Here is a 21,570-nt window from a genome sequence, read left to right as displayed (position 1 = left end):
AAGCACCAAGCGCCCACACTTATCGGCTGTTAGTTTTTAAAGAACATTCGCTACCCACCGCACGATCCCTACCCTCAGAACCCTGCCGCTTTCGCGTCGCTGCATCTGCAGCACAGAAACGAGATTATGTCGTGCGCTTCGCTTTTCGTCAACAGGTTTTTTTACTTAACCCAGACTTTCCGATTCGCTGCGAAGCCCGTCCTGCTTGGCTCTGCGGCATCCTCTCAAGCGCCACGCTCACTGCACTTTCTCACTTCCCTTCGCCTCTTCGTGAAGCGAAGGAACGGAATTCTAGTGCCCGTTTCCTCCTCGCGCAAGGGGTTCGCGAAAAGAATTTCAACGGGACCTTCCCTGCGGTAATAAAGGACGCAAAAAGAAAGGTGCAAACCCGGCATCGCAGAGAGGCGATGCACTAATGGTCCAACCGCACGCATAGCGACTACAATCTACGGTTCTCTGCACCTGATAACTGCCTCCTATGCGCTCGCGAATCGCCAAACGACTTCCCCCGGATGCCGACAAGCTCGTCGGTCTTTCGCTCTCGCTCTTCGCATCGGGTAGCCGTATAGAAGACCGGTTCTGGGAAGCGCGTCTCGACACTCTTCTCGGGAAAATGGTGCGCAACGGCAATCAGACTGCGCTCGATGCCGCGCTCGACCATCTTCAACTCAAGTTTCCGGACGCTTACGGCGCGCTCGCCGATATGGCGGAAACACAAAGCGAGTCGTTCGCGATCGAGATCGACGGCGCGCCGCACGAAGCACTGCTGATTGCGGCCCCCGTGCTGGCATGGACGCGTTACTCGATCCCGTCCGGGCCGCTCAAGGCCGACGTGGTAGACGCCTTGCGTGCTCAACTGCAAGCGCACGTGCTCGCGGAAGGCGCCAAGGTGTCGGTTGCGCCGTACCTCTATAGCATCGACCAGTTGCCGCGCCACCACGTGGAAACTGCGCGTGTAGCGCAGCAACTCATACAAACCGTACTCGGCAACGCGCCAGCGCGTCTCAATCTCGGTGACCTGCCTGAAACCTCACCGATCCTCGCCGATCCGCGCTTTTTGCTTGCGATGGCCATCGTTCCTGCTGGCAACGCGCTGTTCCGGTGGCAAGAGGAAACGGCCGGCACCCGGATCGAACGCGGCCAGTGCCTTGAACACTGGGCAACCCAAGGCGGCGCCAGTTTTGCCGCCATCCTGCCTGGTTGCGAATTCGAATGCCTGTTGCCGGACGCCTACTACTCGGCATGTCGTGACGCCGACGAACAAGTTCGGCCACACTCGGTTCGCACCGCCGTTCGCTACCTGTTCGACACGCTCGGCACGGCGCCTGACGAACTACGCGCCGTCATTGCAGGGTTCGGCGAGCAGCGCGTGGATGAATATCGGATCGGCTTTACGCGCCGCGGCAGCAATGACGTGATCTATGGCGTCGTCTGGCCGCTCTACGGACGGGAAAACGGAGAAATTAATGCAGCGGAAGAAGCGGCCGAACTCGAAGGCGCGGATGGTCCGGTAGAGGAGATCGTTGCGTTGTTGAAGCGCTCGGGCGTAACCGAAGTACGTCGTCACACCGGCCGTTTCGAGCCGGAATATTGCGATGATTGCGGTGTGCCGCTGTATGCGGATCCACTCGGGGAAATCGTCCATGCGGAAATGCCGGAAGACGCTGAGCCAGCCCAGCCGCATTTTCACTGACTAAGGCAAAGTAAGAGGCAAAGCGCGGAGGTCGAAGGCGTTGGCCGCTCGTATGCCGAACGTTGGCGCCCTCCCCGGTTTGCATCATCGCAAACGATCCGGAGATCAACGTATCCGGACTGGCGGAATACGAGGCATCGCAAATCCTGACGGGTCCAACCTCAATGTCCTGATCCGATACAAAAAACCGTTCCAGCGCCCATTGGAACAGTTTTTTTGCGTGACGCACTCACAACGCTCGACTACCGATTGCATGGGACGTCTCCGGAATCCGCGTCGCGCGAACAAACAGTCGCGCTCCAACGCCCCACAAATAAAGCCCATTTCACGAAGCAGTCCAAAGCGTCGAGTTCGCTACCGCTAGTAAGGATCCTGGACAGTTGATCCGCCCTATCGCCTATGCGATGCAACCCGGATAGCCGCGTCGCTATCGTGTTTTCATTCCCTGAGCCCCTATCTACTACTCCGTCGGCGCGACTGAGCGGACGAAAATCAATGTTGAGAAGCAGCGAAAAGCTCAAGCCACTTGCCGCGTTGTCAGATCAAAACAACGCCGTTAGCGGACTCAAGCAAGATCAACCCAAATTATCCCCATGCAGTGCGATGCCGCGACTCGAAAACACGCCCCAGATAAGTCTCAATACGTCTCGTATTCACACTGCCATTTAAGAAGCACCCCAGCTTCGATCATAGATATTTGAGACTCCTCTTAGCAAACCTGCCCTGAACAGAAATTAATTCACCAAATCAACCGCCAGGCGAAAAACAGCCCGGGATTTTGTGCGTAATGCCTATGCCGTTCGGTCAGGGCGTAATTTCGGCCGCGATCGGTCATTATCGGTTCAGTCGCATATCGCCCGCCCGGAAGCGGGCATCGCGCCGAACCCATATAACAACGAGGCACGCATGAAATTCACCATAGTCAACTCCGAAGCCGAGCGTCGCGAAGGTTTGAAGGCCCTGTTAAGGCATATCGACCGGCGCGCGCGTTTTAACGAGGCGAAAGACTGGCGGCAAGCAGCAAGTGAAGTCCTGCGGCTCGAACCGGACATGATTGTGATCGACTGGCACGACGCCATGCGCATGGCAGATCTGCGCACGCTGCTGAGCGCCTTCCCCAGGATCCCTGCGGCAATCATCGTAGACGAAGCATCAACCGCGCAGGTCCGCATGCTTCTCAGCGCCGGCGCGCTCGGCGTGGTGCCACGCGATCTTGACCCTACATTGATTGTTCGGGCGCTTGAAATGGTTCTGCTGGGTGGCCATTACGTTCCTGCGTGCGCGCTTGATCCGACGCTCGAGCCCGTTTTCCTGCCACGTCGCGACACCGAACCGAAAGAGTTTCGAAAGGGCTCAAAGCGATTCAACACATTGTCACTGCGTCAACAACAAATCATGCGCTGCGTGCACATGGGCAGCACCAACAAGATCATTGCGAAGACACTTGGAATCAGCGAGGGCACCGTGAAAATTCACCTGGGCAGTATCTTCCAGCAACTCGGTGCACCGAATCGCGCCGCAGCCGTTGCCATTTATAACGGCTGGCAAAACGGCTACCTTGAAGTCCTGAAGCGCGAGGCTGACGCGTCGCCACGGCCAGCGCTCGGCGATGCCGGTCCTGTGCCACTGCGCGCGGCCGCCTTGCTGACGTACGCGCCGCGTCCGGAAATAGAGGAACACTTGCTGCCCATGGCCGCCGAACCCCAACCCCGCTTCGGCGACTGAACACGGTTATTTCACAGTCTGGACGCAACGCGTAGATTGACGCGTTGCGTGTTGGAAAATCCCCGCTGGCACAGTCAATGCACACGTTTTCCGGCGCAAACGAGTAATATAAGATTTATGGGTTTCTTCTACACACCTCTTCCGCTTTGGCTCGCAATAGGTGGCTGGATTGTCACCGCGGGCGTGCTCGCGCTTGCGATCTGGAAGAACCCGTTTCGACGGTTGCAAGATGGGACGCTTCAGCACGTCTGGTTCGGCATTGTCGTCGCGGTGACGGTACTGTGGGCGTGCAATACCTGGTTCGAAGACGGTCCAGCCATTCATCTGCTGGGCGCAACATTGATGGTCACGCTGTTCGACTGGCAACTCGCGATGGTCGGCATGGCCGTGACAACCGGTCTGGCGGCCGTCGTGCTGGATGCCTCATGGCCTGGCGTTCCCGTGACCTTCATATTGTTTGGTGCATTGCCCGTCGCCGTATCGTCTCTGCTACAGAAAGCTATCCAGGCGTGGATTCCGCGAAGTCTCTTCGTGTTCATCATCGGTCACGGGTTCCTGACGTCGGCATGCGCCGTCGCAATAGCGTGCTCGGCAGGACTGCTGCTGCAAATCGTGCTTGCCGACGGCGAGCTTATTATCCCGGCTGGGTTCACGCTCGCTGCCTCCCTCCTTGTAGCCGGCGAGGCCTTGTTTACCGGCGTGTTCACCATCCTGATCACCGTCTACCGACCTACCTGGATCACTACGTTCGACGTCCGGCGTTATCGGCTAGATCGTGGGCCGCGCGTCTGAACGCCGCATCGATTCCAAACCCATCCATTCCAAACCTTTTCGCGTATCAAAATCCGCGGCAGAACCTGCGTCGAGGCAGGACATCACTGGCGGTTCGTGAAAGAATTTAATATAAGATGGAACTCCCGCTCACTGTCGGGCATCTTACGTGCCTGTTGTCTCTTTAGTGCAGAACCCGATGGATAGTATTCAAGTACCGCGTCGACTGCTCCGGCTGGTCGGCCGGCTGGTGGTAATTGCATCAATGGCGACACTCGCGTCGGCCGCATGCAGCGCCACCGCGTTCGCCGATACGCTCGACGAACGCAACGAGCTCGTCAATCACTTCGTCACTGACTTCAACGCCAATCCCTTGGTGGCCGACTGCGCTGCACACGGAAGTTTCGTGGCAAGTACGTCGACGGCGTTCGACCACGTAGAGTTTCCGGCCAGTTCCTTTGATTCCGCTCATGGCAGCATCGCCCCTTGGAACGACGCCTTCGACGACCACAAGCAACGCATCAAGGTGGACAACGTCGTGACAGTCGAGGGACTTGGGGTCACCAAGGACGGCGACTCCAGCCCTTCCACGTTGAAGTTCCGCTGTGGCTACGTAGGCAGCCAGATGTTGGCTTTCGGCTGGAATGATCCCGTGCCGTCAGCCAGGCCGCGCGCCGAACCCCGCTCGAGCCACGGCGCAAAAGGCCGGCATGGCGCGCTCAAGGGCAAAGGCAAGACGAGTTCGAAATCGGCAGGCAGCAAGACGACGAAAAAACCGACGAGCAAAAAGAAGCACTGAGTCACCGTCCTCTGAGCTGCCGTCTACTGACTCACCGTCCTCCGCGTCACCGTCTCGAGTCCGAACGCCAAGACAAAGGGGCGTGATCGCCGTCCAGCGATCACGCCCCTTTGATGCAGTTCCTTCGATACGCACCCGCATCGCATACGGTCACTGGCGCTCAATCACTCCGCTCGTCAGCCTCAGAACGCCTGCAGATGCCGCAGGATAGCTTGAAGCATCGACGCCCCCAACGCAGCGCTGCGCTCGCCGTTCCATCCAACCCGCTCGTCCGGCAGATTCGCGTTGTCCTTGAATGGCATCTCAAGCGTCAGCGACAAACATCCGAACTCATTGCCCACATATTTAGACGCCAGCTTCAACGCGTCCGTCTGGTACTTGCTCGCTTCATAGCCGTACACGTCCTGAAAATCAGGACTCGCCTGCTTGAAGCATTCAATGAACGCCTTCTGTTCCTGCGCTTGTTTTTCGGTAAAGCCGGGCAGCATCTCCGATCCGGCCACGAACACGTACGGCAACGCTTCATCGCCATGAATGTCGAAGAAAAGATCGCAGCCCAGTGCGTGAATGGCGTTACGAACGGCCAGCACTTCAGGGCTGCGCGCCGCGTCGGGTTCCATCCATTCGCGATTCAGGTTGGCACCCGCGGCGTTGGTGCGCAGATTGCCGAGCACGCTGCCATCGGGATTCATGTTCGGCACGATATGGAACACAGCGTGATCAAAGATCAATCGTGCGACAGGGTCGCCCGCCCAGTCGCCCCAGCCCGCCAGCCGTTTGATCAACCCTTCCACGAACCACTCGGCCATGGTCTCGCCGGGATGCTGGCGCGCGATGATCCACACGTTCTTCTTCGGCTTCACCGGGCGCTCGGTCTCTTCAGTCAACCCGAGCGACACCAGCGACATGGGCCGGCCTTGCACAGTCTGGCCGATTTCAGTGAGCGTCGCGTGCGGCATCTGCTGCACAGCGCCGAGGAAACCCGCATGGCGCTCTTCGCTATACGGCTCGAAATAGGCGTAATAGACAGCGTCGAAATCGGGCGTGTGCTCGATGGTCAATACGCGGCCGTCGTAACGCGTGGGTACGCGAAACCAATTGATCCGGTCGTAGCTCGCCACCGCCCGATACTCGCGCCAGCCATCGGCGAACGCACAGTCGGCGGCGTTCTCGAAGGTCAGTGTGAGCGGCTCGTCGCGCGCGCCCGAGACACGGAAGTAGAACCACTGCGCGAAGTCGGCGTGACTGTCCGGACGCACACGCAGGCGAATGGCCGCGGGATCGTCGCTAGACACGACATCTATCGCGCCTGCATCGAATTGGCTCGTGATTGAAATGCTCATGACGCTTCCTTAATAGTGCGGAATCTGGTGCCGAATCTCGAACGTGCCCGCTGCGCTCAAAGACCCAGCCGCCGGCGATACACATAACTCGTTTCAGTGGATGCCTTTTTATCGAAGGTATAACCTTCGTTCTCGAAAGCCTTCAGGCCTTCCGGCTCGTCAATTCGATGCTGAACCGCAAATCGCGCCATCAGGCCGCGTGCGCGTTTAGCGTGAAAACTGATGATCTTGTACTGGCCATTCTTCCAGTCCTGGAACACCGGCGATATCACCGGCGCGTCCAGGCGCTTCGGCTGCACCGACTTGAAATACTCGTTGGACGCGCAGTTCACCAGCACGCGCGCGCCCTTCTGTTTTTTCATCTGCGCGTTCAGTGCAACCGTAATGCGGTCGCCCCAAAACGCATACAAATCCTTGCCGCGAGCGTTGGCGAACTTGGTGCCCATTTCCAGCCGATAAGGTTGCAACAGATCCAGCGGCCGGAGCAGCCCGTACAGCCCGGACAGCACACGCACATGAGTTTGTGCGTAGTCGAGATCGGCTGCGTGCAGCGATTTTGCGTCAAAACCCTCGTATACGTCCCCGTTGAACGCCAGCATGGCCTGTTTCGAATTATGCGTGCCAAATGTCGGCGACCAGTCCGCATAACGCTGGAAATTGAGTCGCGCGAGCGGATCGGAAATATGCATGAGGCTGCCGATGTCCTGTGGCGAGAGCTTGCGCAACGCGTCGATCAATTCAGCGGAATCGGCGGCGAATTCAGGCAACGTGTGCTTGCTGACGTGAGGCGGGGTCTCGTAGTCGAGCGATTTGGCCGGCGATAGAACGATTATCATAGGGGCTCGCCGGCATGCTGCCAACGATGAAGACGGAAACCCTTGATTGTATCGAATGAAAAAATCCCCCGTGCTGCGCGCCGTGCTGGATTCGAATGTCTGGATCGACATCCTGGTGTTCGATGACCCCATCACGCGTCCAATCCGCGCCGCGCTTGAAGCCGGTACGCTGGAAGCGCTGATCGATTCGCGCTGCCTCAAAGAACTGACGTATGTGCTGGACTATCCGCAATTCGTGCGCTTCGCCGTGAATAAGTCCGAAGCGCTCGAAACTATCGCGCGGCTTTCGCAACTCGTTGCCCCCGAACCACCGCCCGCCGACGCGCCGCCGTTGCCCAAATGCCGCGATCGCGACGACCAGAAATTTCTTGAACTGGCGCACGCGAGCCGAGCGGACTGGCTGGTTTCGAAGGATCGCGCGGTGCTTAAACTCGCGAAACGCACGGCACGCGACTTCGGGTTTCGCATCGCGCAGCCCGCGCCATTCGTGGCCAGCTTTGAAGCTAGCCTCGAAGCGCACATTGAAGCTTATGAAGAAACGAACAAAGAAACGAACGCCATCGACGTTTAAAATGGGACACATTTCCCTTTAGCGCAGCCGATCGCCCATACCATGAACGCCTCGCACGACCTTTCGTATTCGCCCGCCGTTCCTGCCATCACCTCGCGCCTGCCGAACGTCGGCACGACCATCTTCACGGTCATGAGCGCGCTCGCAACGCAGAAAGGCGCAGTCAATCTAGGCCAGGGCTTTCCGGATTTCGCATGCGATCCGCGCATTGTGGACGCCGTGTCGAACGCCATGCGCGAGGGCCACAACCAGTATCCGCCGATGGCCGGCGCCGCGCCGCTGCGCCGCGCGATCAGCGAGAAGATTGAACGGCTGTATGGCCGCCAATACGACGCCGAGCGCGAGATCACCGTCACTGCAGGCGCGACCCAGGCCATCCTCACCGCCATTTTGTGCTGCGTGCACCCGGGCGACGAAGTCGTTGTGATCGAGCCGATGTACGACTGCTACGTGCCGGCCATCGAGCTGGCGGGCGGCAAACCGGTGTTTGTCGCGCTGGAAGCACCCGATTACGCGTTGCCCTTCGACAAGATCGCCGCTGCGATCACGCCGAAAACGCGCCTGCTGATCATCAACTCGCCACACAACCCGACGGGCCGCGTCTGGCGCGCCGCAGACATGCACAAGCTCGACGAGATCCTGCGCGGCACCGACGTGCTGATTCTCTCCGACGAAGTCTACGAACACATGGTCTTCGACGGCGCTCCGCACGAAAGCGTGTGCCGCTATCCAGACCTGGCCGCGCGGAGTTTCGTGGTGTCGAGTTTTGGCAAGACCTTTCACGTGACGGGCTGGAAGATCGGTTACGTCGCCGCGCCCGCTGCGCTCACGGCGGAATTCCGCAAGGTCCACCAGTTCAACGTCTTCACCGTGAACACGCCGATGCAGGTCGGCATTGCGGACTACCTCGAAGACCCCGCTCCGTATCTGGAATTGCCCGCTTTTTATCAGCAAAAACGCGACTTTTTCCGCGAAGGCCTCGCCAACTCGCGCTTCAAGCTGCTGCCTTGCGACGGCACGTATTTCCAGTGCGTCGACTATTCGGCCATCAGCGAGCTGCCTGAGGCCGAGTTCTCGCAATGGCTCACGAGCGAGATTGGCGTCGCGGCCATTCCGGTGTCGGCGTTTTATCACGAGAGCCACGAATCGGGCGTCGTGCGCTTTTGCTTCGCGAAAAAGGAAGAGACGCTGCGCACCGCGCTTGAACGTCTCGCCAGTCTTTAAAGGCTAGATCTTCGGCAGCGCTTTTTTCTGCGCTTCCATGAAAGCGAGCCGGTCCGCCGTAACTTTCTGCGCGGCCGGCCGCTCGCCCACCAGCTTGTTGTGCGTCTTCCAGTCAATTCCCGCTTCCAGCAGGAAATCCGCTCCATAGATCGCTTTCGTCGTCAGTCCGATCAGCGGCAAATTCACGAATGCACTCACATCGGCGATACTGAAGGTCGTGCCGAGCGCATACGGTTCGAACCTCGCAATCCGCTTGAATCCGGCAATGCCATGCCGGAGCCGTTTTTCCGCGCGCACCTTGGTGTAATCAGTCACAGTGCCGCCGAAAAACGCCTGTTTGTAGAGCTCGCGGGCAACCAGCTCCAGATGTGTCTCGAGGAACGCGATCATTTCGCGCTCCTTGGCGGCCGTGAAAGGATCGGCGGAAAAAATGGGTTTCTCCGGATAAGCGCTCGCCATATATTCGACAATCACCTGCGACTCGCACAGCGCCCCGGCCTCGGTCTCCACATACGGAACCTTGCCGAGCGGCGAGAGCGCGAGTGTTGCTTCGTCCTGGCCGAAATTCGCACGCACCTCCTCGAACGGAATGCCGTGTTCGAGCAGCACGAACTTCACCTTGTTCACGTAGTTGGACAGCGGAAAACCATACAGCTTGAGCATCTTGAGTCTCCTGAACATCTTTGGTTTTGAAGCAATGCAGGCAATCGGCGGCCTTCAGGGCTACCTTATAAACAGTACGATCGTGCTAATCTAGCAATAAGGAGTGAGACACGCCATGAGTTTTCGCGACACAGAGATTCGGACCCTGGGTATTGTCGGCAGCGGCGCGATGGGACGCGGCATTGCACAGATCGCAGCGTTGGGCGGCCTGAACGTGCGTCTGTATGACACCAACCAGCAAGCCATCACGGCTGCACTCGAGTATCTCGCCGATACCCTGAACAAACTTGCCGCAAAAGGCAAGCTGAACGAAGCTGATGCGCATGCCGCACTGGCTCGCATTCATGCGGCCGGTGCAATCGGCGACCTGGCCGATTGCGATGTGGTCGTTGAAGCCATCGTGGAAAAACTGGATGTCAAGCGGGAACTGTTCCGTGAGCTCGAAGGCGTGGTCGGCGAGCATTGCATCCTGGCGTCGAACACGTCGTCGCTGTCCATTACAGCCATTGCCGCGGGCTGTGCCAAACCGCAGCGCGTGGTCGGCCTGCACTTCTTCAACCCGGTTGCGCTGATGAAAGTGGTCGAGGTGATCGACGGATTGCGGGGAGACCCCGCTGCCGGCGACGCGCTGATGGCGCTCGGCCGCCAGATGGGCCATACGGCCGTGCGCGCGAAGGACATGCCTGGTTTTATCGTGAATCACGCCGGGCGCGGCATGAACACCGAAGGCCTGCGGATCGCGAGCGAAGGCGTGGCGAGTTTCGCGGATATCGACCGGATCATGCGCGAACAAGCCGGCTTCCGGCTTGGACCGTTCGAGTTGCTGGACCTGACTGCGCTCGACGTGTCGCATCCGGTGATGGAATCGATCTATCACCAGTTTTATGAGGAACCGCGATTTACACCGTCGCCTATCACGGGCACGCGGCTCGCCGGTGGGTTGATCGGGCGCAAGGTAGGCGAAGGTTTCTATAAGTATGTAGACGGCAAGCAGCAAACTCCCGAAGAAACGCCCGCGCCCACGACGCTGCCGCGTCGCGTATGGGTCAGCCGGGCATCGGCACATGCGCGTGAAGAAGTGTTCCGTTTGATCGCGAAGATGGAAACGGCTGTCACTATCGATACCGGCGGCACGCCAGCGCCGGATTCGCTGATCATTGTCACGCCGCTCGGCCACGATGCCACCACCGCAGCCGTTGCGGAGAAGCTGGACGCGTCGCGCACGGTCGCTATCGACACCTTGTTCCCGCTCGCCGATGCCGCGCGCCGCACGATCATGACCACGCCCGCCACGACCGCCGAGTTCCGCGACGCCGCGCACGCGCTCTTCGCATTCGATGGCGTTCCCGTCACCGTGATCCGCGATTCGACGGGGTTTGTTGCCCAGCGCGTGGTGGCGACCATCGTCAACATTGGTTGCGATATCGCGCAGCAACGCATTGCAAGTCCCGCCGATATCGATCTTGCCGTGACGCTCGGCCTGGGTTACCCGCGTGGTCCGCTTGCCCTTGGCGATGCGCTCGGCGCAAGCACGATCCTCATGATCCTGCGCAATATGCAGGCCGTGCTCGGCGACCCGCGTTATCGTCCGTCGCCCTGGCTCGCGCGCCGTGCGCAGCTCGGCTTGTCGCTCACCCTCGACGAGGCCGCAGCATGAGCGCCGAACTGCTCTCCGCCCGCCCTGCCGAAAGCGACACCACGCTCGTTCTCAAGCTGTCCAATCCGGGCGCACGCAACGCGCTGCACCCGGACATGTACACGGCCGGCATTGAAGCAATGAACACGGCTGAACGTGATACGTCGGTGCGCGCAATCGTGCTGACCGGCGCCGATAACTTCTTTTGCGCCGGCGGCAACCTGAACCGCTTGCTCGAAAACCGGGCGAAGGATCCGTCGGTGCAGGCCGCGAGTATCGATATGCTCGGCGAGTGGATCGTGGCATTGCGGTCATCGACGAAACCGGTGATCGCGGCCGTCGAAGGCGCTGCAGCGGGTGCGGGTTTCTCGCTGGCGCTCGCGTGCGATCTGCTGGTCGCCGCCGAAGACGCCAAGTTCGTGATGTCGTACTCCCGCGTGGGTCTCACGCCGGATGGCGGCGGTTCATGGTTCCTCACGCGCGCGTTGCCGCGTGCGCTCGCCACCGAAATCCTGCTTGAGGCGAAACCGGTTGGCGCCGCGCGGCTGCATGCCGTGGGGGTTGTGAACCGCGTGACGAAACCGGGCGCAGCCCTCGATACCGCCATCGCGTGGGCCGATGAACTGGGCCGAATGGCGCCGAAAGCACTCGCGCGGATCAAGACGCTGATCGAAGCGGCCGAGACGCAGTCGTTGGCGCAACATCTGGACGACGAACGCGATGGTTTCGTGGATGCCCTGCATAACGGCAATGCGCTCGAAGGCATCAACGCGTTCCTCGAGAAAAGGCCACCGCACTACAAATGACGCCCTCGTACGAACTGCCCAAACGCCGCCGCATCTTCCTGATGCGCCACGGCGACGTGACTTACTTCGATGCCAGCGGCCGTGCCATCGACCCGGAAGGCGTGCCGCTCAATGAACGTGGCCGCGAGGAAGCGGGCGCGGCGGGACGCGAGTTCAGGGCGCAGCAAATCCGCTTCGATAAGGTTATCGTAAGCGGCCTGCCGCGCACGATCGAGACGGCGCAACGCGTGCTGGCCGAAACCGGTCAGCAGATCGATATCGACATCTGGCCGGAGTGGCAGGAGATTCGCGGCGGCCGGCTGAGCGACCTGCCGGCCCAGGATGTCGAGCGCGCGTTTCTCAGCGTGTTCGATGGCATCGTGCCTGAAACAACGTCGTTTCTGGGCGGCGAGACTATTGGCGAGTTGCTTGACCGCGTGTTGCCGCCGCTGCAAAGCCTGCGTGACGATGCATCGTGGGATACGGTGCTCCTCGTGCTGCACGGCGGCGTCAATCGTGCGTTGTTGTCGCACGCGATCACGAGCGGTGGCCGTACGTTTTTCGGTCATCTTTCGCAGACTACCGGCTGCATCAACGCGCTCGATGTCGGCGATAAACCCGGCGACTGGGTGATCCGCGCGCTGAATCATTCACCGCCCTCGCCGCTTCACGCCGCTGTACGGAACACGACCATGGAACTGCTGTATGCGCAGTTCGTCCGTTTTAAGTCGCACATGAAGTCATAGCGGGCACGCAGTCTGCACGCCGAAGTAAAACCCCCGTGAACGGTGCGACGCGGCGTGATGCCTCAACAAACGCAAGACCGGAGGAGACAACGATGGCTGCAAATAATACCCCCGTACCGCAGGATTTTTCAGCATTCGAGGGAACACGCCCGGTCAGCGAGCGGCAACAATTCGATCTTCTGACGTTATCCGCATGGCTGGAATTGAACGTTGAAGGCTTTGCCGGACCAGTTACGATCGAGCAGTTCGCCGGCGGCCAGTCGAACCCCACCTTCAAGCTCATCACGCCCGCGCGCAGCTATGTGATGCGATCGAAACCCGGGCCGGCGGCGAAGTTATTGCCATCGGCGCATGCGATCGAACGTGAGTATCGCGTGATGGACGCGCTCGCCGGCACCGACGTTCCCGTCGCGAAGATGTTCGCGTTGTGCGAGGACGAAAGCGTTATCGGGCGAGCGTTCTATGTGATGGAGTTCATCGAAGGCCGCGTGTTGTGGGATCAGGCGCTGCCGGGTATGACACCGCGCGAACGCGGCGCAATCTACGACGAGATGAATCGCGTGATCGCTGCGCTCCATTCGGTCGATATCGCGCACGTCGGACTTGATACCTACGGCAAGCCGGGCAACTATTTCGAGCGTCAGATCGGCCGATGGAGCAAACAATACGTTGCGTCGGAAACCGAGCCTATTGATGCGATGACCAAGCTGATCGAATGGTTGCCGAAACATATTCCGCGCGGCGCAGAAGGCGCACCGGCGCAACGTGTATCGATCGTTCATGGCGACTTCCGGCTCGACAACCTCATCTTCCATCCAACCGAACCACGCGTGCTCGCCGTGCTCGACTGGGAGCTGTCCACGCTTGGCGATCCGCTCGCCGATTTCGCTTACCACTGCATGGCGTGGCACGTGGATCCGACGCAATTTCGCGGTATCGGCGGCCTCGACTGGGCGGCGCTGGGCATCCCCGATGAGGACGAATACGTCGCGACATACCTCTCCCGCACCGGCCTTGCCATTCAAGGCGACTGGAATTTCTACCTCGCGTACAACATGTTCCGAATTGCCGCAATCCTGCAGGGAATCATGAAGCGGGTGAGCGAAGGCACGGCGGCAAGCACACAGGCTGTTGATGCCGGCAAGCGCGCAAAACCCATGGCCGAACTCGCGTGGTCATATGCGCAGAAAGTCGGTGAATAAAGACCAATGAGGAGACGATATGAATTTCGATTACACGCCGAAAGTGCAGGAACTGCGCCAAAAGCTAAGCCATTTCTTCGATGAACACATCTATCCGAACGAGCGCGCGTTCAATAGTGAAGTCGCCGCCAATCGTGCGAACGGCAACGCATGGGTCCCGACGGAGTTGATCGAAAGGCTCAAGGAACAAGCCCGCGATGCCGGCCTCTGGAACCTGTTCCTGCCCGCATCCGAACGCGGCGCAGGACTCAGCAATCTGGAATATGCGCTGCTCTGCGAGATCATGGGCCGCGTGCCATGGGCGCCGGAAGTCTTCAATTGCGGTGCGCCGGACACGGGCAACATGGAGACCATCGAACGGTATGGCAGCGAGCAACAGAAACTGCAATGGCTCGAACCGTTGCTGCAAGGCGAGATCCGTTCCGCGTTCCTGATGACCGAGCCGGACGTGGCTTCGTCGGATGCGACGAATATTCAGTGCAGCATCGTACGCGACGGAGACAGTTACGTGATAAACGGCCACAAATGGTGGTCGTCGGGCGCCGGGGACCCGCGCTGCAAGGTGTACATCGTGATGGGCAAGACAGATCCCGACGCACCGAAGCATCAGCAACAATCGATGATCCTCGTCCCCGCCGACGCGACCGGCATCACGGTTCACCGGCCGCTCTCGGTGTTCGGCTACGACGACGCGCCGCACGGCCACATGGACATTACGCTCGAGGATGTACGCGTATCGGTGTCGAACATGCTACTCGGCGAAGGACGCGGCTTTGAAATCGCGCAGGGACGTCTTGGGCCGGGTCGGATTCATCACTGCATGCGCCTGATCGGACTGGCTGAACGCGCGCTCGAATTGATGTGCAAACGTACGCTGCAACGTGTCGCTTTCGGCAAACCGATCGCCTCGCACGGCGTGACGCAGGAGCGTATTGCCGAGGCACGCATCATGATCGAACAGGCGCGTCTGCTTACCCTGAAAGCGGCTTACATGATGGACACCGTCGGCAACAAGGGTGCACGCGGCGAGATCGCGATGATCAAGGTGGTAGCGCCGAATATCGCGTGCCAGATCATCGATTGGGCCATCCAGGCGCATGGTGCGGCCGGCGTGTCCGATGATTTTCCGCTCGCTTACGCCTACGCGCATGCACGGACACTGCGGCTTGCAGATGGGCCCGATGAAGTGCATCGGAACGCGATCGCCAAACTGGAGCTTTCACGGTACGCGTGAGACGGTGTCCAGCGTCTTTTTGCGAACTATGGTCTAATTTTCGGCAGCGTTTTTGAGCGGCGATTCCTGATTGGGCGGAGTGGTCGCTTTCCCGTGTTGAGCACCAGGAGCGAAAATGATCGACGCCTATAGCTGGGCCACGCCGAACGGCCACAAGATTCATATCATGCTCGAAGAACTCGGACTCGAGTACAAAGCGATTCCCATCGATATTGGCGCAGGCGATCAGTTCACGGCCGAGTTCCTGGCTATCAGCCCGAACAACAAGATTCCCGCGATTGTCGATAGCGATGGCCCAGGCGGTAAGCCGTTAGCGCTCTTTGAATCCGGTGCGATCCTGTTTTATCTAGCTGAGAAAACGGGGAAGTTCTTGCCTCTGGATCCTGTCGGCCGATATACGACCATGCAGTGGTTGATGTTCCAGATGGGCGGCGTTGGACCCATGCTCGGCCAGGCACATCATTTCCGGATCTACGCGCCCGAGAAGATCGAGTACGCGGTCAATCGATATTCGAACGAAGCCAAGCGCTTATATGGCGTGATGGACAAGCAATTGGGCGTGACGCGGTATCTCGCGGGAAATGATTATTCGATCGCCGATATCGCGACGTTTCCGTGGACGCGATCCTGGAAAAACCAGGGTATTGAACTGGATGAATTTCCGAACGTAAAGCGTTGGTTTGACGAGATTGCCGCGCGGCCTGCGGTTATCCGCGGCGTTGAAGTACTCGCTTCTGCTCGCAAGGAATTGACCGGTGACAAACAACGCGAAGTGCTGTTTGGCGCGCAGCAGTATGCGAGGCGATGACCGCACTACACGACATTGCAACTCTTGCTTCCAATAGACCCACGGTTCCACGGCTCACGATGGTCCTGTCTACTCAAAAGAAATTTTCAGGGCCGTCCTAATGAAGAGCACAAAGTCCCATTTCCACGGGGCTTTGTGCTCTTCATCTCTGCACTATCGCGTCAGTTACCAGGCGCCACATCAACGTACATAAGATACGTCTCATTGACTCTTAATCAATGTTTTCGATAAAACGATCGTAGACATTTTTATAAAGAGGACACCCGAACAATGCGACGTTCTTACATTAAGCAGGGTGACAGAACAACCAGCGGCGCAACAGTCAATCAAGGTATCAAAGGTGTGAGCCATCGAGGAACGAACGTTTCATTCCTTGGGGCGGAGATCTACTGCCCGAGATGCAAGTCCACGGGTTACCTCGCTGGGATCGGCCCACGCCATCCGCCGACGTGGATGAAGCAACAACCCGCACTTCACGACGATTTGGCTATTTGCAAATGCAAGCCCACACCGCCGGTGATTGCCTCGCAAAACGAAATGTTCGAATCATATGGCATAGCTTATCTGGCGAAGATGGGTTTCGCACCGAACGGCGATGCGTTGACGAGAGGCACACAAATCGCCCCCGCTATGCTGTCCATCAGCGATTTCGAGAGCGATGCCGATGCCGAGCCAGGGCGGGTACCTGCGCCAACCAATAAGGGGTCTTTCGATTGCTCTTATCTGGATGGATCAAAGGGGCGAATCGACGCGCCAGCCGACCTGTACAAGAAACGAAACCCCGTGCAACTGATCCCCGGAAAACAGATGCAAGTCGACTTCCCGAGCGGGGAATCTGGGCCAGCTACAAAATATGACGCAATAATCAATGGACAGACGATACCTATCTTGGTACCGCTCCAAAAGCCACCTGTCGACACTGCGCTTGCAGAACCACGTCAGATCGCGGAGGCATTAGGAAAACTACCCGATCAAAACTTGCCGAATATCAACCGGGTGGTGACCAACGCCGCCGCCAATCCTGACGACGCGAAATGGGCCGCACAGTATGGACAAGCCGATTTCTATTCAGCGGCGACCGCTAACATCCAACAGGGCGTTGCGGTCTATCCCTGGCACGGGTGGACTGGAACCATTCCACAACGATACATTGACAGCACGATGGTCCACGAAACTGCGCATCAGGTAAGCGAAGCTCTGCGGAGTGCAGACCCCGGAATGCGGGACGCATATCGCGATGCTACGAGCAGCGACGGTCAAGCACCTTCGCTATATGCGCAAAAGAATCTAAATGAGGATTTTGCAGAATCCGCAAATATGTATTGGACGAGCAAGGGAACGCCATGCGAAGAACAAGGCCGTACGCGCTACCCTGCGCGATATCAATACTTTGATTCGATCTCGGGATGAACCGTTATCTACGTCGTAAAGTCTTTTCGCTATCGTCCATCATTACTTTAATGGCGTGCAGTTCTTCACCGATGCAGGTTGAGATAATGAAAGTCCCTAAAATTACTGAGCTTCGCGGCATGCGCGATCCGCGGTTGCCGCATCCAGGCACCATTGAATGGGTCTATTTGTGGAACGACTCAAAACAATATATGCCGGTGGCAAACTGGCCGGAGCGCATGGCATGGTATTGCGAAGATACGAACCATGCCGAGGTAAGCCATGGTGACTCACGAGCCAAGGCCTGTATTCCCATAGTCAAGATCGTAACGTTATCGCTCGATGAGCAAGGAGCACCCGTCGCGCCCAAAGACGCGGACTTCATCGAAGCAAGGGAATATGGACCAAACGATGTCTTTGTGCGATCAACGGTTACGCCACCGTCTCTGAAGAAATTTTCTAAGCGCTCCCCACCCTTATCAGAGTTCGCACCACCGGGAGCCTCACCGCCATTGGCAGCCTCAAGCACCTTGCCTTCGTTGGCTAACCCACCGGCGCCTGACGCAAATCGGATGAGTTTTTGGACAAAAATACGTCGACTCCTTCGATCGACCTAACGAACCCGCGCATTCGACACACAATCCAGTAGAGCAAACGTCGAGTGGGCGCTTCTAAAGATCCGAAGTATCTAAAGCGTCGATGAGCCCACGAACGCTCAAAGTGGGCTCTCATCGGGCGATATTTGAGTTGCCCTCCTCAAGCGATGCTTCCCCTCTGCTCTTGCGGATCGAAACATGATCGCATTACTGACTGCCGCCCCCGCCCTGCCTTTCAGAAGTAATGCCGGGTGATGAATTCAGCGACGCATACCGGCTTCACACCGCCTTCTTTCTGCACGGTCACACGCCAGATCACCTGCACGCCACCCTCTTCCACGTCGGTCACCGTTTCCGCTACGAACCTCGCCCTAAGCTTCGTCCCGACCCGTACCGGCGACATGAACCGCACCTTGTTCATGCCGTAGTTCACGCCCATTTTCTGCTGCAACGGCACGCACTGCTCCAGCCACATCGGGACCAACGCCAAGGTTAAAAATCCATGCGCAATCGGTCCGCCAAACGGCGACTCTTTGTTCGCTCTTTCTACGTCGACGTGGATCCACTGGTGATCGTCGGTGGCATCGGCGAATCGGTTCACGCGTGATTGATCTATTTCCAACCACTCGCTCACATACTCTTTGCCACCCTCCGCGGCTTTTACATCCGCTGCACTGGCTAACGTGGCTAGCGTCATTGCGAGTTTCCCGGGTGACGAAGCCCAAAGATTGCCGCTGAATCCACGGTCAACACCAGTTCATCACGCTGGTTATAGGCCTCCCAACGCGTGGCAACAATTCCACGATCCGGCTTGCTCCCCGAGACCCGTTTGCTCAACACGCGCACGGTCAACCTCACGGTGTCGTTCACCCGAACCGGCTTGAGCCAGCGGATGTTGTCGAGCCCGGGGGAACCCATTGATGTGGAATCGGCAAGCATGTCGCGCACCAGAATGCCCATCATCGCGGAGCACGTGTTCCAGCCGCTGGCGACCAATCCGCCAAATGGCGATGCCTCACCACCCGCCTCGCTCAAATGAAAAGGCTGCGGATCATAACGCCCGGCAAATTCGATAATCTCTTCTTTCAGAAACGTATGACCTCCCAATTGCGCCACCGCTCCAACTTCGAAATCCTCATAGCTGAACGTCATCCCCGCTCTCCTTTCTTCAATGCATCGATTAATTAAACGTCAGTGTCGGCGAATCCAGGCAACGACGCAAACCGTGCCAGATGATGATCGACATCGCCTAACGTTGTCTCGATGATCGACAAGCGCTTGAACCAATGCGCTGCCGCAACTTCGTTCGTCACGCCCATCCCGCCATGCAGTTGCACTGCCTGCTGACCAACGAAACGCGCTGCCTGACCGACCCGCGCCTTAGCCGCGGAAATTGCGCGGCGGCGTTCATCGGCGTCATCGCTCGTGTATCGGGCGGCGGCAAGATACGTGATCGATCGCGCCTGCTCGGCATGAATCAGCATCTCGACCATGCGATGCTGCAACGCCTGGAAACGCGCGATCGGCGTGCCGAATTGCTTACGCTCCTTCGTGTACTCGACTGTCGCGTGATTCAGCGCATCGAGTACGCCGACAGCTTCGGCGCACAGCAGAAACGTCGCGTAATCGCCAATACGTTCGAGCGTGGCTGCGCCCGTGTTGGCCTTGCCGAGACGCTCAGCAAGCGTAGCCGTGAACGTGATGGTCGCGGCGCGCTGACCATCGATCGTCCGATACTCCGTGACGTCCACGTTCACCGCGTCACGCGCAACGGCGAACAACGCAATTTCGCCACCCAGCCGTGCCGGCACGATCCAGTAGTGAGCCTGCGCGCCGTGAAGGACCAAAGACTTCTGGCCGCTCAACACGAAACCATCGCCTTTCTCTTGCGCGGTGGTGTCGACCGAAAAGAGGTCGTAGCGGGCATGCGGTTCGTGAAACGCCACCGCGAGCTTGATCTCGCCGCCGGCCGCGCGTTTGAGCAACGCGTTCGCGTGGTCATCGCCCACCAACCGCAACGCTTCGATACCCACGGCCGTCGCCCAATACGGCTCCACGACAAGCGCGCGTCCGAGTTCCTGCATCACGACCAGCATATCGGCCGGACCGCCATCGAAACCGCCTTGCGCTTCGGGCGCCGGCAAGGCCGTCAAGCCTAGTTCCGTGAATGCCGTCCAATGTTTCGCATCGACACCTTCCCTGGACGCCACGATCTTCTGGCGTGCATCGAACGTGTACTCGTTGTCGAGATACCGGCGCAATGCGTCCCTGAACTGTTGCTGCTCATCGGTGAAATTGAAGTCCATGTGCAACTCCTCACAAGCCCAGAATCATCTGCGCGATGATGTTTTTTTGAATTTCGTTCGAGCCGCCGTAGATCGACGTCTTGCGGAAGTTGAAGTAGTACGCGGCAAGCGGTGCGGCGGCGTCGTCGCCGGCAAGGCTGTGTTCACGCTCGCCTTCGAGATACGCGGGATCGAACGCGGCAGCTTGCGGGCCGATAGCTTCGACCATGAGTTCAGTCAGCGCCTGCTGGACTTCAGTGCCCTTGATCTTGAGCATCGATGCCTCCGGCCCCGGCCCACGCCCGTTCGCTTCGCTCGCCACCACGCGTTGCACGGTGACCTCGAGCGCCATCATCTCGATCTCGAGCGCGGCGATCTTCGAGGAGAACACGGGATCCTTGAGTAACGAAACGCCGCCCTTCTTCTGATTCGCGGCAAGCCGTTTCAGGAACACCAGTTCTCGCTTCGATTGCCCCACGCGCGCAATGCCCGTGCGCTCATGCCCGAGCAAATACTTCGCATAAGTCCAGCCGCGATTTTCTTCGCCGACCAGATTCTCGAGCGGCACCTTCACGTCTTCCAGGAACACTTCGTTGACTTCGTGGTCTTCATCGAGCGTGATGATCGGGCGCACGGTGATGCCGGGCGTCTTCATGTCGATGAGAAGAAACGAGATGCCTTCCTGTTTCTTCGCGCCGGTGTCGGTGCGCACGAGGCAGAACATCATGTCGGCGAACTGGCCGAGCGTGGTCCAGGTCTTCTGGCCGTTGACCACGTAGTGATCGCCCTGGCGTTCAGCGCGCGTTCTCAGCGACGCCAAATCAGAACCCGATCCGGGTTCCGAATATCCCTGGCACCACCAATCTGTGCCATCGAGAATACGCGGCAGATAGTGGGCTTTTTGCGCGGCGCTGCCATATTTCATCAGGACGGGCGCGACCATCGATACCCCGAACGGCAACACGCCGGGTGCACCGATACGTGCGCATTCTTCGTCCCAGATATGGCGCTGCGTCGCATCCCAGCCGGGACCGCCATACTCCTTCGGCCACGCGACAACCGACCAGCCACGCGTGCCGAGCAGCTTGTGCCAGCTCGCGTAGTCGTCGCGATTCAGACGTTTGTGATCGAGTACCTTGGTCCGCAGGGCGTGCGGCAGGTTGGCGTCGAGCCAGGCGCGGATGTCGGCGCGAAATGCGTCGTCGGCGGGGGAATAATTCAGGTCCATGCGCTGTGTCTCCTGTCATGACCCGGGTCGGCCATG

Annotated in this window: 22 protein-coding genes; 15 read left to right on the top strand and 7 right to left on the bottom strand. The window is 58.8% G+C overall.

All coding sequences use genetic code 11. From position 1 onward, the window contains the following. From BSU04_RS47230 to BSU04_RS35910, 5 genes are all read left to right on the top strand, one after another. On the top strand, positions 1-416 hold a 416-nt coding region (locus tag BSU04_RS47230), incomplete at its 5' end, for a hypothetical protein (RefSeq protein WP_218827399.1). A 62-nt stretch (positions 417-478) separates the two neighbouring features. Next, entirely contained in the window at positions 479-1,693 is a 1,215-nt protein-coding gene (locus BSU04_RS35925; RefSeq protein ID WP_089164988.1) for a DUF2863 family protein, read from the top strand. A gap of 906 nt (positions 1,694-2,599) precedes the next feature. Further along, complete coding sequence (locus tag BSU04_RS35920) at positions 2,600-3,418, top strand: LuxR C-terminal-related transcriptional regulator (RefSeq protein WP_089164987.1); 819 nt, start codon at positions 2,600-2,602, stop codon at positions 3,416-3,418. Between the two features lie 117 nt (positions 3,419-3,535). Then, positions 3,536-4,210 (top strand): energy-coupling factor ABC transporter permease, encoded by a 675-nt coding sequence (locus tag BSU04_RS35915; RefSeq protein WP_089164986.1) that lies wholly within the window; start codon positions 3,536-3,538, stop codon positions 4,208-4,210. A gap of 178 nt (positions 4,211-4,388) precedes the next feature. After that, positions 4,389-4,988: a BspC domain-containing protein gene (locus tag BSU04_RS35910; RefSeq protein ID WP_089164985.1), complete on the top strand. Its 600-nt coding sequence runs from the start codon at positions 4,389-4,391 to the stop codon at positions 4,986-4,988. A 182-nt stretch (positions 4,989-5,170) separates the two neighbouring features. On the opposite strand, the gene BSU04_RS35905 is transcribed toward BSU04_RS35910, so the two are convergent. Both BSU04_RS35905 and yaaA read right to left on the bottom strand, forming a co-directional pair. Continuing rightward, on the bottom strand, positions 5,171-6,331 hold the full coding sequence (locus BSU04_RS35905; protein WP_089164984.1) for a M14 family metallopeptidase: 1,161 nt from the start codon (positions 6,329-6,331) through the stop codon (positions 5,171-5,173). A 56-nt stretch (positions 6,332-6,387) separates the two neighbouring features. Beyond that, positions 6,388-7,167, bottom strand: coding sequence for a peroxide stress protein YaaA (gene yaaA, locus BSU04_RS35900; protein WP_089164983.1), 780 nt, complete (start codon positions 7,165-7,167; stop codon positions 6,388-6,390). A 55-nt stretch (positions 7,168-7,222) separates the two neighbouring features. On the opposite strand from yaaA, the gene BSU04_RS35895 reads away from it, so the two are divergent. Both BSU04_RS35895 and BSU04_RS35890 read left to right on the top strand, forming a co-directional pair. After that, positions 7,223-7,738 (top strand): putative toxin-antitoxin system toxin component, PIN family, encoded by a 516-nt coding sequence (locus BSU04_RS35895; protein WP_089164982.1) that lies wholly within the window; start codon positions 7,223-7,225, stop codon positions 7,736-7,738. Between the two features lie 42 nt (positions 7,739-7,780). Then, the gene (locus BSU04_RS35890; RefSeq protein WP_089164981.1) at positions 7,781-8,962 is read left to right on the top strand and encodes a pyridoxal phosphate-dependent aminotransferase; all 1,182 of its coding nucleotides are present in this window, start codon (positions 7,781-7,783) and stop codon (positions 8,960-8,962) included. Positions 8,963-8,965: 3 nt separating this feature from the next. Here BSU04_RS35890 and BSU04_RS35885 read toward each other — a convergent pair whose 3' ends face one another. After that, complete coding sequence (locus BSU04_RS35885) at positions 8,966-9,625, bottom strand: glutathione S-transferase family protein (protein WP_089164980.1); 660 nt, start codon at positions 9,623-9,625, stop codon at positions 8,966-8,968. A gap of 115 nt (positions 9,626-9,740) precedes the next feature. Here BSU04_RS35885 and BSU04_RS35880 point away from each other — a divergent pair, with 115 nt between their 5' ends. The 8 genes from BSU04_RS35880 to BSU04_RS45955 all read left to right on the top strand — a co-directional run bounded on the left by BSU04_RS35880 (position 9,741) and on the right by BSU04_RS45955 (position 18,042). Continuing rightward, positions 9,741-11,282 (top strand): 3-hydroxyacyl-CoA dehydrogenase, encoded by a 1,542-nt coding sequence (locus tag BSU04_RS35880; RefSeq protein WP_089164979.1) that lies wholly within the window; start codon positions 9,741-9,743, stop codon positions 11,280-11,282. After that, complete coding sequence (locus tag BSU04_RS35875) at positions 11,279-12,067, top strand: oxepin-CoA hydrolase, alternative type (RefSeq protein WP_089164978.1); 789 nt, start codon at positions 11,279-11,281, stop codon at positions 12,065-12,067. Before BSU04_RS35880 ends, BSU04_RS35875 begins: the two co-directional genes overlap by 4 nt. Continuing rightward, positions 12,064-12,792, top strand: a complete 729-nt coding sequence (locus BSU04_RS35870) for a histidine phosphatase family protein (RefSeq protein WP_089164977.1) — start codon at positions 12,064-12,066, stop codon at positions 12,790-12,792. Before BSU04_RS35875 ends, BSU04_RS35870 begins: the two co-directional genes overlap by 4 nt. A gap of 92 nt (positions 12,793-12,884) precedes the next feature. Next, positions 12,885-13,994 carry a phosphotransferase gene (locus tag BSU04_RS35865; RefSeq protein ID WP_089164976.1) on the top strand — a complete coding sequence of 370 codons (1,110 nt, stop codon included), beginning with the start codon at positions 12,885-12,887 and terminating at the stop codon, positions 13,992-13,994. A gap of 19 nt (positions 13,995-14,013) precedes the next feature. Next, positions 14,014-15,228: an acyl-CoA dehydrogenase family protein gene (locus BSU04_RS35860; protein WP_089164975.1), complete on the top strand. Its 1,215-nt coding sequence runs from the start codon at positions 14,014-14,016 to the stop codon at positions 15,226-15,228. A gap of 115 nt (positions 15,229-15,343) precedes the next feature. Beyond that, positions 15,344-16,036: a glutathione binding-like protein gene (locus tag BSU04_RS35855; RefSeq protein ID WP_089164974.1), complete on the top strand. Its 693-nt coding sequence runs from the start codon at positions 15,344-15,346 to the stop codon at positions 16,034-16,036. Between the two features lie 453 nt (positions 16,037-16,489). Next, entirely contained in the window at positions 16,490-17,446 is a 957-nt protein-coding gene (locus BSU04_RS35850) for a hypothetical protein (protein ID WP_089164973.1), read from the top strand. Next, positions 17,443-18,042, top strand: a complete 600-nt coding sequence (locus BSU04_RS45955) for a hypothetical protein (RefSeq protein ID WP_144021458.1) — start codon at positions 17,443-17,445, stop codon at positions 18,040-18,042. Before BSU04_RS35850 ends, BSU04_RS45955 begins: the two co-directional genes overlap by 4 nt. 214 nt (positions 18,043-18,256) lie before the next feature. Here BSU04_RS45955 and BSU04_RS35845 read toward each other — a convergent pair whose 3' ends face one another. From BSU04_RS35845 to BSU04_RS35830, 4 genes are read right to left on the bottom strand one after another with little or no spacing between them, the layout of a single operon-like run. Continuing rightward, positions 18,257-18,718, bottom strand: coding sequence for a MaoC family dehydratase (locus tag BSU04_RS35845; RefSeq protein ID WP_089164972.1), 462 nt, complete (start codon positions 18,716-18,718; stop codon positions 18,257-18,259). Continuing rightward, positions 18,715-19,173, bottom strand: a complete 459-nt coding sequence (locus BSU04_RS35840; protein ID WP_089164971.1) for a MaoC family dehydratase — start codon at positions 19,171-19,173, stop codon at positions 18,715-18,717. Before BSU04_RS35840 ends, BSU04_RS35845 begins: the two co-directional genes overlap by 4 nt. 32 nt (positions 19,174-19,205) lie before the next feature. Beyond that, entirely contained in the window at positions 19,206-20,327 is a 1,122-nt protein-coding gene (locus BSU04_RS35835) for an acyl-CoA dehydrogenase family protein (protein WP_089164970.1), read from the bottom strand. A gap of 10 nt (positions 20,328-20,337) precedes the next feature. Then, a complete protein-coding gene (locus BSU04_RS35830) occupies positions 20,338-21,534 on the bottom strand; it encodes an acyl-CoA dehydrogenase family protein (RefSeq protein ID WP_089164969.1) in 1,197 nt (398 codons plus the stop codon). Positions 21,535-21,570: the final 36 nt, after the last annotated feature.

This window comes from Caballeronia sordidicola (assembly GCF_002220365.1).
In the GTDB taxonomy this organism is placed as follows: Bacteria; Pseudomonadota; Gammaproteobacteria; order Burkholderiales; family Burkholderiaceae; genus Caballeronia; species Caballeronia sordidicola_C.
The sequence above is the reverse complement of the archived record's forward strand: the minus strand, read 5'-3'. Positions and strand labels throughout refer to the sequence as shown.